This window comes from Cereibacter sediminicola, from assembly GCF_007668225.1.
Classification (GTDB): domain Bacteria; phylum Pseudomonadota; class Alphaproteobacteria; order Rhodobacterales; family Rhodobacteraceae; genus Cereibacter_A; species Cereibacter_A azotoformans.
The window spans coordinates 1-14578 of record NZ_VDEK01000050.1 but is presented as its reverse complement, the minus strand read 5'-3'; the positions used below and the strand labels follow the sequence as shown (position 1 = coordinate 14578).

General features: G+C 65.3%; 13 protein-coding genes and 2 pseudogenes. 7 read left to right on the top strand and 8 right to left on the bottom strand.

All coding sequences use genetic code 11. From position 1 onward, the window contains the following. A partial coding sequence (locus FG154_RS18970) for a transposase (RefSeq protein ID WP_425456865.1) occupies nucleotides 1-228 on the bottom strand: 228 nt, incomplete at its 3' end. A 191-nt stretch (nucleotides 229-419) separates the two neighbouring features. Between FG154_RS18970 and FG154_RS18965 the strand changes: the two genes are divergently transcribed. After that, nucleotides 420-1352: an IS5 family transposase gene (locus tag FG154_RS18965; protein WP_068767093.1), complete on the top strand. Its 933-nt coding sequence runs from the start codon at nucleotides 420-422 to the stop codon at nucleotides 1350-1352. Between the two features lie 372 nt (nucleotides 1353-1724). On the opposite strand, the gene FG154_RS18960 is transcribed toward FG154_RS18965, so the two are convergent. Next, nucleotides 1725-2189 carry a MarR family winged helix-turn-helix transcriptional regulator gene (locus FG154_RS18960; protein WP_068767094.1) on the bottom strand — a complete coding sequence of 155 codons (465 nt, stop codon included), beginning with the start codon at nucleotides 2187-2189 and terminating at the stop codon, nucleotides 1725-1727. A gap of 78 nt (nucleotides 2190-2267) precedes the next feature. On the opposite strand from FG154_RS18960, the gene FG154_RS18955 reads away from it, so the two are divergent. Further along, the gene (locus FG154_RS18955; protein WP_081969108.1) at nucleotides 2268-3506 is read left to right on the top strand and encodes an HlyD family secretion protein; all 1239 of its coding nucleotides are present in this window, start codon (nucleotides 2268-2270) and stop codon (nucleotides 3504-3506) included. Nucleotides 3507-3515: 9 nt separating this feature from the next. After that, nucleotides 3516-4553 (top strand): FUSC family protein, encoded by a 1038-nt coding sequence (locus FG154_RS18950; protein ID WP_036732773.1) that lies wholly within the window; start codon nucleotides 3516-3518, stop codon nucleotides 4551-4553. Nucleotides 4554-4857: 304 nt separating this feature from the next. Here the strand turns inward: FG154_RS18950 and FG154_RS18945 are convergent, their stop codons facing one another. After that, nucleotides 4858-5358 carry a transposase gene (locus FG154_RS18945; RefSeq protein ID WP_231572757.1) on the bottom strand — a complete coding sequence of 167 codons (501 nt, stop codon included), beginning with the start codon at nucleotides 5356-5358 and terminating at the stop codon, nucleotides 4858-4860. A gap of 129 nt (nucleotides 5359-5487) precedes the next feature. Here FG154_RS18945 and FG154_RS18940 point away from each other — a divergent pair. Beyond that, nucleotides 5488-6036: pseudogene (locus FG154_RS18940) on the top strand (HAD-IC family P-type ATPase); the annotation flags it as partial. A gap of 422 nt (nucleotides 6037-6458) precedes the next feature. Here FG154_RS18940 and FG154_RS18935 read toward each other — a convergent pair. The 5 genes from FG154_RS18935 to FG154_RS18915 all read right to left on the bottom strand — a co-directional run bounded on the left by FG154_RS18935 (nucleotide 6459) and on the right by FG154_RS18915 (nucleotide 10838). Beyond that, nucleotides 6459-7265 (bottom strand): endonuclease, encoded by an 807-nt coding sequence (locus FG154_RS18935; protein ID WP_222120577.1) that lies wholly within the window; start codon nucleotides 7263-7265, stop codon nucleotides 6459-6461. Beyond that, nucleotides 7240-8568 (bottom strand): DNA cytosine methyltransferase, encoded by a 1329-nt coding sequence (locus FG154_RS18930; protein WP_145111332.1) that lies wholly within the window; start codon nucleotides 8566-8568, stop codon nucleotides 7240-7242. The genes FG154_RS18935 and FG154_RS18930 overlap by 26 nt, the downstream gene beginning before the upstream one ends. A gap of 33 nt (nucleotides 8569-8601) precedes the next feature. Beyond that, the gene (locus FG154_RS18925; protein WP_145111329.1) at nucleotides 8602-9045 is read right to left on the bottom strand and encodes a very short patch repair endonuclease; all 444 of its coding nucleotides are present in this window, start codon (nucleotides 9043-9045) and stop codon (nucleotides 8602-8604) included. A gap of 84 nt (nucleotides 9046-9129) precedes the next feature. Then, complete coding sequence (locus FG154_RS18920; protein ID WP_145111326.1) at nucleotides 9130-9516, bottom strand: hypothetical protein; 387 nt, start codon at nucleotides 9514-9516, stop codon at nucleotides 9130-9132. After that, nucleotides 9513-10838 carry a recombinase family protein gene (locus tag FG154_RS18915; protein WP_145111324.1) on the bottom strand — a complete coding sequence of 442 codons (1326 nt, stop codon included), beginning with the start codon at nucleotides 10836-10838 and terminating at the stop codon, nucleotides 9513-9515. The genes FG154_RS18920 and FG154_RS18915 overlap by 4 nt, the downstream gene beginning before the upstream one ends. A 52-nt stretch (nucleotides 10839-10890) precedes the next feature. Here FG154_RS18915 and FG154_RS18910 point away from each other — a divergent pair, with 52 nt between their 5' ends. The 3 genes and pseudogenes from FG154_RS18910 to FG154_RS18900 form a co-directional block, all read left to right on the top strand. Then, a complete protein-coding gene (locus tag FG154_RS18910) occupies nucleotides 10891-11514 on the top strand; it encodes an ATP-binding domain-containing protein (RefSeq protein WP_246100445.1) in 624 nt (207 codons plus the stop codon). An 8-nt stretch (nucleotides 11515-11522) separates the two neighbouring features. Further along, nucleotides 11523-14111: a VapE domain-containing protein gene (locus FG154_RS18905; RefSeq protein ID WP_145111321.1), complete on the top strand. Its 2589-nt coding sequence runs from the start codon at nucleotides 11523-11525 to the stop codon at nucleotides 14109-14111. A gap of 119 nt (nucleotides 14112-14230) precedes the next feature. After that, nucleotides 14231-14578, top strand: a pseudogene (locus tag FG154_RS18900) (hypothetical protein); the annotation flags it as partial.

Sequence of the window (14578 nt, the reverse complement as noted above, 5' to 3'; positions counted from 1 at the left end):
GGAATGACTGACCGGATGTTGTCGGAACCGCCGACCGGATGCCTCGGAATGCGCAAACACTGAGTTCCACTTGCCGAAATCCGCCGGCAAGTCGCGCCATGGACAACCGGTCCGGACTATCCAGAGAACCGTCTCAACAAAAAGCCGAGGGGCGGGGCCGGTGCGGCCAGGGTCACATTCCCGGCCAAGGCAATGTGGAGCGATAAGTGCCCATTGTGTGTCGGTCAACGTCGTGCGGATCAAGGTTGCCTCCCATTTGGCAGCCTTGAATCAGCCAGCGATCAGTTTGGAAATCCTCAAACGTCAACACGCCCTAGTCATCTGGAACCGAATTTGCCATCATTGATGGGAGGGGCGTTGTTGCAGAACTCTCGCCGTGAAGGATTCACATCACGAATCCATGCGGTTAGACGGGCGGCATGAGCAAGCCCAAGCCCGCCCGCTACCGCACGACGAACTGGTCAGTCTACAACGCTGCGCTCCGCAAGCGCGGGTCGTTGCTGATCTGGCTGGACAAGGAGATGGCCTGGCACGCGTCGCATGAGGGGCGCCCAGGGCGCCCGCCGGTCTTCTCCAATGCAGCGATCCAGTTCTGCCTGTCGATCAAGGTGCTGTTCAAGCTGCCGCTCAGGCAGACAGTCGGGATGGTCGCGAGCCTCCTGCGGCTCGCGGGATTGGACTGGCCCGTTCCCGACTACTCTACGCTGTGCCGCAGACAGAAGACCCTCAAGGTGCAGATCCCCTATCGCCGTGCCGACGGGCCGCTGAATCTGCTGGTGGACAGCACCGGCATCAAGTTTCTTGGCGACGGCGAATGGCATGCCCGCAAGCATGGTGTTCAAGGCCGCCGCCAATGGCGCAAGGTGCATCTGGCCATGGACACCGCCACCTCGGACATCCGCGCCATCGAGTTCACCCCCAGCCGGGAAGGCGACAGCCCTGTCCTGCCCGACCTGCTCGACCAGATCCCCCAAGGCGAAGACATCGGCACCGTGACTGCGGACGGCGCCTACGACACCCGCCGCTGCCACAGCGCCGTTATCTCGCGCGGCGGCACGGCGATCATCCCAATCCGCAAGAACGGTCGTCCGTGGAAAGAGGACTGCCCGGCGGCCCGGGCGCGCAACGAAACCCTCCGGGCCACGCGCCATTATGGACGCGCGTTCTGGAAGCGCTTGACCGGATACCATGCCCGCAGCCGCGTCGAAGCAAAGATGCGCTGCCTCAAGTCCTTCGGCGAGCGCATCGCCGCGAGAGACCCCGACCGCCAGACCGCCGAAATCCACATCCGCGTCGCCCTCATGAACCGCTTCAACGCCCTCGGAACAGCCGAGATCGTCCGCGTGGCCTGAACCTTACGGGGAAAGGGGCCCTCACGCCTCAGAACGCCGTTCTGCAACAATGCCCCGCTATCGCCTCAATATCCGATTCTCCTGATCGACTGCCCGAGCCCGGCCACGCCGGGCTTTTTGTTGATGGCTGCGGGGGGGGGCATCCCCATAGGCGCTAACTTAAGGGTGGGCACTTGGAATCATGATGCAATTCCTCGGGCAGATGCGAACGACCGATTCCATAAACATTAACTGGCAGGCCCTGATCGGACTGGCAGTCTCTGATAACGCGGCTGTCGCAATCCGTTGATCTCGAAGCGACGGCGCGGGAGACCGGCGTGCGCATGCGGCGGCGTGTCTTTCCATCTGCGGCGAAACTGTCGAATCCGGGTTTCAGGACAGTTCTATCCGCTCTATCCCCTTGAGGAAGCGGTTGATCACGTCGAGTTCGTCGTCGGAAATGCCTTCGATCAATTCGGCATAGCGCGACCGGAGCTGATGGTATGCCGAAAGCAACCGCTCCTGCTGGCCCTCTACGGGTTCGATGATGATGCCGCGCCGGTCGTGGCTGTTGGGAACGCGCCGGACGAAGCCCGCCCGTTCCAGCCGGTCGATCGCCGCGGTCGCCGAGCCGGTCGAGATGCCGAGATAGTCCGACAGCATTGTCGGCGTCACCGGCTCGTCGGCCGTCTCCAGCAATTCCAGCGAAGCGAGATCGGTTCCGTGGATACCCAGCCTGCGTGCGACGGTGGCGTCCAGCCTTAGCACCTTGCGAAGCACCGACCGCAAATCGCGCCGCAACTGTTGCTCCTTTTCCAATCGGGAATCCGCTGCCCTTGTCATGTCGTGCCGTTGCATCTATATGGCTCTACCATAGAGTTACTTGACAGCACATATAATGCCGACTTGCCCACAGCGCCAGATGGATTGTTCCGCATGACAACCGAGAGGACCCCACAGCCTGGAGACGATGCCGGTGACGTTGAACACGCGCCGGCGACACCACTGGTCACCAGGCAAGATGCAAGTGAGCCGGAGCCTGAATCGGCTCCCGTCACCCTCGAGGACGAAGCTGCTCCCAATGCGGAGCCGTTGCCCGGAAATCGAGGAAACCCCGCAAAGAAAATCGCGGCGCTGCTCGTGGTTGTCCTGGCGGTGTTCGTCAGTTGGTATGCGGTCTCGGACCGGCTCGCGCCCTATTCGTCGAGAGGCACGGTGTCGGCCTATGTTGCGCAGATTGCCCCGAGGGTCGCCGGGCAGGTGACCGAAGTCTTCGTCGAGGACAACACGATCGTCGATCAGGACGAGCCGCTGTTCCAGCTCGACCGCCGTCCATTCGAACTGGCGGTCCGTCAGGCGGAGGTTGGTCTGGCGCAGGCCGTTCAGGCGACTGACGCCTCGGCAGCGGCGATCGCCTCGTCTCAGGCACGCGTGTCCCAGGCGCGGGCCAGTCTCGAGAACGCGCGCACCGCCGCCAACCGGACCGCGTCGCTCTTCGAGCGAGGAGTGGTGACCCAGGCGCAGGTCGACAACGCAAGGGCCGAGTTGCGTGTCGCCGAAGCCCAACTCGAAGCCGCCGAGGCCGACCTGCAAAGCGCCCTGCTGCAACTGGGCAAGGACGGCGGCGCGTCAAATCCGCAGATCATGGCGGCGCAACTCCAACTGGAGCAGGCGCAGCTCAACCTTCTCTATTCGACCGTCACCGCGCCGACCCGTGGCGTCGTCACCAACCTGCAACTTGCCATCGGTCAGTTCGCGGCGGCGGGCTCGCCCGTAATGACCTTCTTCGATTCGCGCGGAGCGTGGATCACCGCCGATCTGCGTGAGAACCAGATCGGCAACATCGAACCCGGCGACGAAGTGGAAATCCTGTTCGACGCCATGCCGGGCCAGACCTTCAGGGGGCGCGTCCATTCGATCGCATGGGGTATCGATCCGGGCCGCACCTCGGCCGGCGGCCTGATGCAGAACCGTCCGGAAAACCAGTGGTTCGAGCCGGCCCGCCGCATGCCGGTCCACATCGAGCTTGAGGGCGGCATGCAGGCGTGGCCATTGACCGTCAAGGCAGGCGCCAAGGTCAGCGTCGTCGTCTATGCGGGAGGGACCGGAACGCCGATCTCGGGCGTGGCCTCGACACTTCTCAAGATACAGTCCTGGCTATCCTATCTGTATTGAGGTCGATCCATGTATGTCGCACCGCGCCCGCATGTCGATGACGATCCGCTGTTCGCGGTCCGGCTGTCGAGCGCGGCGGTCGTCGGCTTCGGCCTGGCGATCCTGCTTCAGTCACCGATGCCGATGTTGCCCCCGGCGCTGATCGTCGGCCTGATGGCCGGCATGCGCAAGGCGTTCGATCCGAAGAAGGCGGTCGGCGGGCCTGTGGCGATGATCATCATGGTGATCTTGATATCCGGGCTGGTGGAATTGGCGCGGCCGATGCCGCTGGTTCTCATCACGCTGACGGGCGCGCTGTGCGTTCTGTCCTATTACATCATCCTCAGCACCGGCAACCCGATCGGCATGCTGGTCGCGATCGTCGCGGTTCTGATGTCCGTCATGCGCATGTCGTCCGCCGTGATGATGGACTACATGCGCGACGGCTTCATCGAGGCGAGCCTGTGCGCCCTTGTCGCCATACCCCTTCTCTACGCTGTGTTCCCGCCGCGTGCGAAGGAAATGATGGTCGAGATCTACCAGCCGGCCAGCGAAGGCCATCACGTGCTGCGCGCATTCATCCGGGGCGGCGTCCTGCTGCTCCTGTCGTTCTGGCTCTATGCCGTTCTCGATGCGGCCAATCTGATGCTCGCCGTCGCCGCCGTCTTCGTGCTGGTATTTCCGACACGCGAACAGCTCTATGCCGAGGCGTGGGAACGTACTCTCGCCACGATGATTGGCGCGGCGATCTCGTTCGCCATCCTCTATTCCTTCGACTACATGGCGCACTTTCCCGTCCTGCTGATCCTTGTGTTCCTGGGTGGTCTCTTTCTCGCGAGCCGGATGATGAACGGCTCCCATCCGCCGATGGTCTACCAGTTCGCTTTCTCGGTCATGATCTCGCTCGTGGCCGGCGCGTTGTCGACGCAGAACCCGGTTTCGGCCAGCACGCTGCGCATCGTGCTCACGCTTGTCGGAGCGGTCGGAGCCGCATTCCTGACAGCCCTCCTCGAACGCCTGTTGATCGGCGACGAAGCGCATGACAGGCTGATTGTCCCGGAGCCGTGATTGTCCCGCCAGCATAGCGGCGTGCCCGCGATCGGTGCAGGTCTTCAGCCCGGTGCAGTCGGGTCCAGCGTCATCCGGATCTGTCGCCTGATTGACACCCCTCCGCGAACTACCTACGAAAGGGAAGGCCATGCCCCACAAGCGTTAAGTCAAGGGGATGGTTGCATTCCTTGCATCAGCAGCCTGGTTCTTCCTGCGTCTCGGTGGATCGCAAATGTGGCGCATGATGCCGGCGAAGCTGTTCGAGATTTCGCTCGCCGTTCGCACCGTCAAGATAACGGTGAGGATCGCATGCCGTAGGAGGCTATGCAGCCGCCACAGCGACATGGGCCTGGTTGACCACGGTTTCGTCGTCGCAGGGGGGAGAGTCGAGAACGTCGGTGACGGCCTCTTCGATCATCAGCGCCAGGATAAGATGCGCCGTCAGCCAGGTTCTGGCCAATCGCACGTCCCTGGCCGGAAGCTTGTGGATGCCAAGACCACTCTTGAGACGCTTGAAGGCGAGTTCGATCTGCCAGCGCAGCCGATAGACGTCCAGAACGGCTTTAGCCGTCATGTCGGCTGCCGGGATCGACGTCAGCAACATGACGAACCCCGTCGCCGCGACGGTTGTCGGCAGCATGACCTGACTGGAACGGCGGCGCTGATGTCTACTTATTGCCGACTTCAAGGAGCGTTCCGCCGCTTCGGCATCTTTCCGTTTGATGATGAGCCTTGCCTGAAACAGAGGCTTGCCGCGTCCCTTCTGCTTGTGGCCAGAGTGTTCGATGAAGACATCGATCTCGCGGACTTGGCCAATCCGCATCGGCGCATAAACGGCATTCCAGTCGACCGGATGGCCATCCATAATGACGATGCGTATGGTGCGCCAACCTGAGCGGACGATGAAATCGGCGCCGGCGGCAATCACCTTTTCCAATGACGGCGCACGGGCATAGGCGAAGAGCTTGGCCTGAGGCCCGAGGAAATCCACGCCGACATGCTTCCGGAGGACAAGGTCCGGATGGCTGGCGAACTGGCTGCCCGCGGCAAGGTCGCCTTCGTCGGCGATGGCGTCAATGACGCAGCGGCCCTGGCTCGCGCCGATGTGGGTATCGCTATGGGCGCCGCCGGGTCGGACGTCGCACTGCAGGCGGCGGACGTGGCTCTTCTTTCGGAGGATATGGGGCGTCTTGCGGAAGCCCATCGCCTGGCGCGCCGCACCTCGCGGATCATCCGGCAGAACCTCGCCTTCGCCATGGGTGCGATGGCGATCCTTGTCACGGGCGGCCTGTTCTTCGAGCTTCCCCTACCGCTCGCCGTGATCGGTCGCGAAGGCGGAACGGTTCTGGTGGTGCTCAACGGCCTGCGCTTGCTGAGGGACCCTATCAGGCGCGGCAAAGCCAAGCCAACGTCACGAGATCAGGTCGCGACGGCCGCCAGCATCGTTGCTCCCGTCCAACGGCATGCCTACCGCAGGAAGATCCCGCGGCGCGCCGGTTGAACGCGACGACTCTCCAACTCGTTTCCGACATGGAGAAGGTTGGATATCAGGCCCATCCCCTCCGCCACTTGCCCTCGCGAAAGCGTTCTCCCCATCCAGCTGCGGCCGGATTTTTCCGTTGTTTTCGAGGGTTATGCGGGAGGGGCTGAGCACTGCCCCTGCTGCCAGGAGGCCCGGAAGCGGTCTCTAAGGGCGGATATTCTCCGGACCTGTTGACTGGCCCCACGAAAGTTCAGTTCGCTCAACACGTTGAAATCATGTGAACTTCGGCGGCGCAAAGCTGTTGACTACGACGACAGGGGTAGCAGGCCGAGATGGAACGGAAATCGAACCTTCGCCAGTTCGGCAGGCTGGCGGGCTTTGCACGAATAACGCTCAAGGAGCCGCATTTGCGCCGGGGAGCGGAGCCACCGGCGCCCTTGTCAATCGCGATAGCTGCGGATCGCCTCCTTGTCGAGGTCGCCGGCCGGGACCAGGCGGTAGTGGCGTTCCTCAACCACTTTCACCTCGTCGCCGTCGAGCGCCAGTTCGAACATCGCGACGACCTGATCCTCCATGAACTGCGCGGCGATCGCGCGACAGCGCAAGCCCGGGAAGCGCTGCTCGACGAAGCGGATGTCCTGCGTCGTCTGGACGATGCCGATCTGATCCTTCCCGCCCTTGGCCTGCACCGGAACGACGTAGTGGCAACCGCGTTTGTCGAGCCCGATGTAAAGCTCGTCGATCTCGATCTGGCCGATCCCCTTTACCGTGGTGCGCAGGTGGTTCTGCAAGCTGTAGGTGGTCAGCCCTAGAAAGGTGTCTATCAGCCGGTTGTAGCGGACGATGGCGAGCAGCGCCTGTTCGTCGTCCAGCGCATAGGCCCGGATCAGTTCCGGCGTCGCGTCCGGGATGGCGATCCGGACCAAGTCGGGCCGCGGCAGGATGCGATTGATGCGGACGAGCTTGAAGCGATAGGCGGCCTTGCCGGCGCCTTCGATGATCCACTCCATCCCGGCGGGTTGCGTCGCGAGGATGTCGTCCGGCAGCGCCGTGCGGAACCGGAAGGAATAGATCACGTCGCCGAGGTTCTTCGGCAATCGGATGCCGAGTTCGGACGCGCTGCTTTCCAGCGCCTCGCGCTCGAAGTCGAAGACCGTTGCTCCCTGCGCGTAGCGGTCGAAGAAAATCTTCGAGATCAACGCCTGATAGCGGTTCGATTTCTCAGCCATTGGCCGCCCGCAATGCAACGAGCTCCGCCTCGATCTCGGCCTGCTTGCGCTTTCTGGCGCCGCTCTTGCGGTCGCGACCGGACTTCGGCGGCGCGACGCCGAAATGCGCCGCAGCCGTGCCGACATCCATGTACAGCAGCGCCTCGTCGCCGAGCGGGATCGCATCGGTCGGGCGCTGCGGCGCGACCCCGAGGGCAGCGATCACCTGCGACGCCACCGCGCGGGCGAGCGGCGGCGGGACGGCGTTGCCTATCTGCCGGGCGCCGTGCCACTTGGTGGCGTTGAAGCGGAACCAGTCGGGGAAGCCGTGGAGCCTGGCCATCTCGCGCACGGTGACGCAGCGATCCCGGCGATAATGGATCGGCCGCGGGCTGGTGAAGGCTCCCCGCGCCCCGTCGGTTCCTGCCCGCAGCGTGTTCGACACACCGCCGGCGGGTAGCTTGAACAGGCGGCTGATCGGTTCGACCCGGCCGCCTTCCGTTTCCGAGAACCGGCGGCGCGAGATTTCGGTGTGTTCGGTCCGCGCGCTCGACGTCAGCCGACCGGAATCCCAGATCCGTGGATGCGCGAAATGCCAGGCATCGTTCGTCAGGCATCGCATCTCGGCGGCATAGGGCGAGGCGGGACCGAAGCCGTTCGTTACGACGGCATCCGTTCCGCACAGTTCGTCGAAGGCCTCGGCATCTGGCAGATCGTCCAGCGCATCTGCGCAGGTCGGACCCGACGGCAGTTCGCGGCCGTTCTTCCGACCCGGAATTCGGGTCGTTTCGGCCGGATAGTCGGGCAAGGCGTGCCCCTTCTTGGCGCCGAACAGGATCAGCCTTTCCCTAGACTGCGGCGTGCCGAAGCCGCCGGCATTCAGCACTTTCCAGGGGAGGCGAACCGAATAGCCCCTTTCGCCGAAAGCCGCGACCAGTTCGTGAAGGAATTCCTTGTGCGAGCCGACGGTAAGTCCCTTGACGTTCTCGAACACGAATGTCCGCGCATCGAGTTCCGAGACGATCCGCACGAATTCCAGAACCAGCCGATTGCGCGGGTCGTCGAGCACGCGATGTCCGATCAGCGAAAACCCCTGACAGGGCGCACCGCCGAAGACGCACTCGACAGGACGGTTGCCGATTCCCGCCGCAATGCGGATTTCTCTGCCCGACAAACCCTCGACCGATCTCGGGACGACGGCAGTGCGCGGGAAATTGAATTTGTGGACGGCGCAATGCACCGGATCGATCTCGACCGCCGCCGCGACGTCGAATCCGGCCTGTTCGAATCCCAGGCTCATTCCTCCGGCGCCGGCGAACAAGTCTATTCCGATCGGTCTCATGCCAAATCCGTCTCCTCGTGCTCTTTCAGGATTCTATACAGAGGTCAGGTCCGGTTGTCGATCGGATTCTTTCCCGCGCAGGAACGCGTCGAGCCGCGCGGCGACGTCCTCTGCGCGCCCGATCTCGCACTGCCAGACTGTCAGGACGCGCCAACCTGCCGCTTCGAGCGCCGCACGCTTGGCTGCGTCCCTTTCCCGGTTCGCTGCGATCTTCGGCACCCAATACTCCGTGCGCGACTTGGGCAGGCGCCCTTTGGCGCAGCCGTGACCGTGCCAGAAACAGCCGTGCACGAAGACGGCGACGCGATACTTCGGAAAGACGATATCGGGCGTGCCCGGCAAATCGCGACGGTGCACCCTGAATCGCAGGCCGGCAGCATGCGCCGCCCTGCGAACCGCGCGTTCCGGGGCAGTGTTCTTCCCGCCGACCTTCGACATGAGTCGCGAGCGTGCTTCGACGCTCAGTCTGTCCGCCATGGCCTCCTCTGAACTCGCGCCGATAGGAAGAACTTTGCAGGAACGAGCGGCGGGAGTCCAGATTGCTCCGGGCGCCAACCTGCCTCAGCCTCCGATGCTATCTTGCTGCCTGTCCCACCGCTCCGGGAACCCGTTCATCAGCCGCGCCAGCGTGACTTCCGGCCCTTGCCTGCCGTCGAGGATCGCCTCGATGATGTCGGGCGCGAGCAGTGTGAGGCGCAGGACCCGGGTGAGATAGGAGGGCGAGACTCCCTCCATCGCGGCGAGTTCGGCGATGGTGGCACAGTGTCCCGACTCTAGCGCCCGTTTCCAGCGGAAGGCGCGTGCCAGCGCCTTGACGAGGGCATCGTCGGGGCGATGGGGCGGCGCAATGCCCTCGGGCAACCGCATCTCCTTCCGCCCGCCACGCTTCACGACGCAAAATGGGACGTGGAGCGTGACCGTCTCCGGGATCGGAGCCCCGCGGGTCATGCAGCCTCTCCGATGTCGCCGGCCAGCATCTCGCGGGCCAGACCGCTGAGCCCGTCGACGCGCAGGTGCACGTTGAGCGCGTCCATGCCGATGTCCACCCGTTCAACCAGCAGCGCCACGATGCGGGCCTGTTCTGCGGGGAAGAGTTCGTCCCACAGCGGGTCTAGCTGCTGCAGGGCCGCGCGGGCGTCGGCTTCGGTGATGTTGTCCGCGTGGGAGCGCGCGGCCTTCCATGTCCCCGCCACGATCTCGGGCTGGCGGAAGACGGCGCGCAGCTGTTCGATTACGGCGCCCTCGATCTCGCCCGCAGGCATTCGGCCGACCGGACACGAACCAGCACCATGCTTCAGTACGGTCTGACTGACATAGTAGCGGTAGAGACGATCCCCCTTCCGAGTATGCGTCGGTGAGAACGCGGCGCCATCGGGCCCGAACAGCAGCCCCTTCAGCAGCGCGGGCGTGTCGGCGCGGGTGCGGGCCGCGCGTTTGCGCGGGCTCTCCTGCAGGATGGCGTGGACGCGGTCCCACGTCTCGCAGTCGATGATGGCGTCGTGCTCGCCGGGATAGCTCTCGCCCTTGTGGACCGCCTCGCCGATGTAGGCGCGGTTGCTGAGCATGCGGTAGATGTATTTCTTGTCGATCCGGTTGCCGCGCGGCGTGCGGAGGCCCCGCGTGCCGACCTCCCGCGCCAGTTCCGTGCAGGACCCGATCTCGAGGAAGCGGGCGAAGATCCAGCGCACATGCGCGGCGCTCTCGTCGTCGATCACCAGCTTCCGGTTCTCGACGCGGTAGCCGTAGGGCGGCACCCCGCCCATCCACATGCCCTTCTTGCGGCTGGCGGCGACCTTGTCGCGGATGCGCTCGGCCGTCACCTCCCGCTCGAACTGGGCGAAGCTGAGCAGGATGTTCAGCGTCAGCCGGCCCATGGAGGTGGTGGTGTTGAAGGATTGCGTCACCGAGACGAAGGTAACTCCGTTCCTGTCGAACACCTCGACCAGCTTCGCGAAGTCGGCGAGTGAGCGGCTGAGGCGGTCGATCTTGTAGACCACCACCACATCGACCAACCCGTCCTCGATGTCCTCTAGCAACCGCTTGAGGCCGGGCCGTTCCAGCGTGCCGCCGGAGATGCCGCCGTCGTCATATTGATCGCGGACCAGCACCCAGCCTTCCGACCGCTGGCTGGCAATGTAGGCTTCGCATGCCTCGCGCTGGGCGTGGAGGCTGTTGAACTCCTGCTCCAGCCCCTCCTCGGAGGATTTCCGGGTGTAGACGGCACACCGCAGCTTGTGGACTGCCTTCGATTTATCCGGCGGCTTCGTCATGTCCGCCCCCTGTGGTTCTTGAGCCCGAAGAAGGTCCATCCGCCTCGCCACCATGGCGCGCGAAGGCCGGCCCATCGGCTTCGGCGTCTACGACGATCACGTCGCCAAGCTCCGCAAGGGCGACATCACGCCGGAGCAAGCGCTCCGCGGCGGCCAGCTGATCTGCGGGCTGAACGCCACGCGGCTGCAGATCAACAACGCCATGCGCGCGGCCGCTGGCCTCGGCGGGACCTGGCTGCCCACGGGACCGGCCGAGAAGATCATCTGCCTGAAGAACCAGAACGATCTGGGGCTGATCAATGGGATGTTCGTGACGCTCGAGGACATCGTCGACGAGGGCAGCCTCTACTTCTCCGCCGTCGTCCATGACGAGGACGGGCGCCACATCGGCGAGCCCTATGAGGACGGGCGTCCGGGCCGGCTGCGCATCTACAAGGGGCATTTCGAGGACCATGTCGCCTACGACGACAAGCGCCATGACCGCGACTACAAGGAGAAGCGCCTGCTGACCGAGGCGACCTTCGGATGGGCGATCACCGCCCACAAGGCACAGGGGTCGCAGTGGGAGAACGTGATCGTCTGGGACGACGGGCTGGGCCGCAGCGAGATCGACCGGCGCCGCTGGCTCTACACCGCGATCACCCGGGCCGAACGCGGTCTCGTGCTGCTGGCCTGAGGGGCGCGATGATCGACCTCAACGACATCGCGGTCCCGAAGACCCGGCACGATCTGGCGGCGGTGAAGGAGCGGCTTGCCTGCACCGCGGCCGACTGGCTGCCGGGGCTCTTCCCCGAGGCCCGGCTTGCGCGGGACCGTCGATCCTTGCGCTGCGCAGATCTCTCCGGGCGCCCGCCACGCAAGGAGGGCTCCTGCACCATCCATCTCGACGGGCCTTTTGCCGGCTGGGGCTTCGACTACGCCACCGGCGAGCGGGCCGGTCCCATCGACCTGATCGCGCAGGCGACCGGACTCTGCGACGGCGCGCTCTTCGACGAGGCGGCGCGGCTCGCGGGGATCGACCATCCTGCGCCGCGGTCCGCGCCGACGTCGTCCATGCGCGCTCGCCCCGACCACTCGGCCGAGATCGCGCGTCTGGTCGGTGGGGCCGTGCCGATCGCAGGCACGCCGGGCGAGACCTACCTGCGCGCTCGCAGGCTGTCGGATCCCGGATCGCCCGACCTTCTGTTCCATCCCGACTTGCCGGACTTCGACAGCTGCCGCGGCTGGCCCGGCCTGATCGCGATCCTGCGGCTGCCGGGCGGGGAGCGCGCGCCGGGCATCCACCGCACTTTCCTGCTCGACGACGGCAGCGCCAAGGCGCCCCCGGGCAAGAAGATGCTCGGCAGCGTGAAGGATGCCGTGGTCCGGCTGTTCCCGATGCCCGAGGACTGCCACATCGGTATCGCCGAGGGTATCGAGACGGCGCTCGCCGCCCACGCGCTCTTCGGCACACCGGTCTGGGCGGCGTTGTCGGCCGACGGTCTGGCGCGGTTCCAATGGCCCGAGGGCGCCCGGCGCGTCACCATCTACGCCGATGCTGGAGATGCCGGGCGCCAGGCGGCCGCGACGCTGGCGGACCGCCTGAACCGGGCGGACATCCCGAACGAGCTCGTTGCGCCGCTCCATGGCGACGACTTCAACGACGATCTGCTGCGCGGCGCCCGCGCGGAGGATTACGCGTGCGCGGAGGACACCAAGGCTGAGCCACTGGCCGGGGATCCGGTCGAGCCAGAGACGGCCACGCCCATAGTTGCCTCCGCCGACGATCCGGCGACCCTGATCGCCGCGGCCGAGGCGCTGACCAATCCGCCAGAGTTCGAAGCCCTGTCCACGCTGCTAGGGCGCATCGCGCTCGCAAAGCTCGATCCTCTGCCCGAACGGCAGGTCATCGCGAGGATCAAGTCCGCGACCGGCATCGGCATCTCGGTCCTGACCCAGCAACTGGCCGAACTCGGCCGCCGCGTGAACGCCACCGGCGACCCGCACGCGCCGATCCCGAAGCCCGCCTGGTTCAGGCGCCTGCGGCTCGACCTCGCCGGCGCGCCCGAGCGCAACGAGGCCAACGTCATCGTCGCCCTGACCTCCGATCCGGCCTTCGCCGGGGTTCTCGCCTTCGACGAGTTCGGGCAGGAGATCGTGGTGCGCCAGCCGCTGCCATGGGACAGCGTCGCGTCCCTCCCGCGCCCCTGGGAGGACGCCGACGACATCCGCACCGCCGAATGGCTGCAGCTGCGCGGGATCAACGTGGCGCCGGTGGTCGTGAGCCGCGCCGTCGGCGCCGTCGCCCGCGAGCTGCGCATTCATCCTGTCCGCGACTGGCTCGACACCCTGAAATGGGATGGCACGCCCCGGATCGAGACCTGGACCAGCGCCTATCTCAGCGCGGAACCCACGGCGTTCCATCACACCATCGGTGCGCTCTGGCTGATCTCAGCCGTCGCCCGAATATACCGGCCCGGCGTGAAGGCCGACCACATGCTGATCCTCGAGGGGCCGCAGGGTGCGCGCAAGTCCACAGCGATCAAGGTGCTGGCCGGCGAGGATTGGTTCACCGACGAACTGCCCGAGCTCGGGTCGAAGGACGCGGCTTTGCACATGCAAGGCGTCTGGATCGTCGAGATCGCCGAACTCGACGCCATCGGCCGCGCCGAGGTCTCGCGCATCAAGGCGTTCCTGACCCGCACCACCGACCGCTTCCGCCCGCCTTACGGTCGCTACACCGTCGAGGTCCCGCGCCAGTGCGTCTTCGCCGGCACCGTGAACCCAGACACCTATCTGCGCGACGAGACCGGCAACCGCCGCTTCTGGCCGCTCCGCTGCGGCGCCATCGACATCGCGGGGCTCGCCCGCGACCGGGACCAGCTCTGGGCCGAGGCCGTCCACCGCTTCCGCGCTGGCGCAATCTGGTGGATCGAAGATCCGGCGTTGCTGGCGGAAGCCCGCGAGGAACAGGACCGCCGCTACCAGTCCGACGCCTGGGACGACCTGATCGAACACTGGCTGACGCACGAGATCCGCACCGTCTCGGACGGCTTCCCCGACTACGGCAACTCCCGCACCGAGAGCGTGCCGCGCCCGGAGCCGCTGAGAGATGTATCGGTCGGCGAGATCCTCGAGGAGGCCATCGGGCTCGAACCCGCGCGCTGGACGCGTGGCGACCAGATGCGCGTCTCGGCCTACCTCAAGGCCAACGGCTGGGAGCGGTACCGCCGCCGCGACGAGGGCGGGCGCGAGGCGCCGCGGGAGTGGCGGTATAGGAGAGGTGCTGGGTAGACTCGGGATGAGGTGGCAAACGGCCAAAACCAGACGTAAGCGATGGGGTGGACGCCCCCCGGCGGCATCGATGTGCCATGGTGGCGGGTGTTGAAGCACCGCTACGAAAGGGAGCGTCCATGGAAGAGGTTAGCATTATCGGCCTGGATTTGGCCAAGAACGTGTTTCAGGCGCATGGCGCGGCAGCTGACGGAGCGGTGGTCTTCCGCCGGAAGCTGTCACGGGCGCAGCTGTTGAAGTTCATGGCGGCACAGGCTCCTTGCATAGTGGCTATGGAGGCCTGCGCCAGTGCTCATCACTGGGGTCGGGCGATCGGCGATCTCGGCCACGAAGTGCGGCTGATCCCGCCGGCCTATGTAAAGCCCTTCGTGAAGCGGCAAAAGAACGACATGGCGGATGCCGAGGCGATTGCTTGGTTTTGCCCCCGTTTCACCGGACACTCAGGCGTTTGCGGTTTGGGCTGCGAT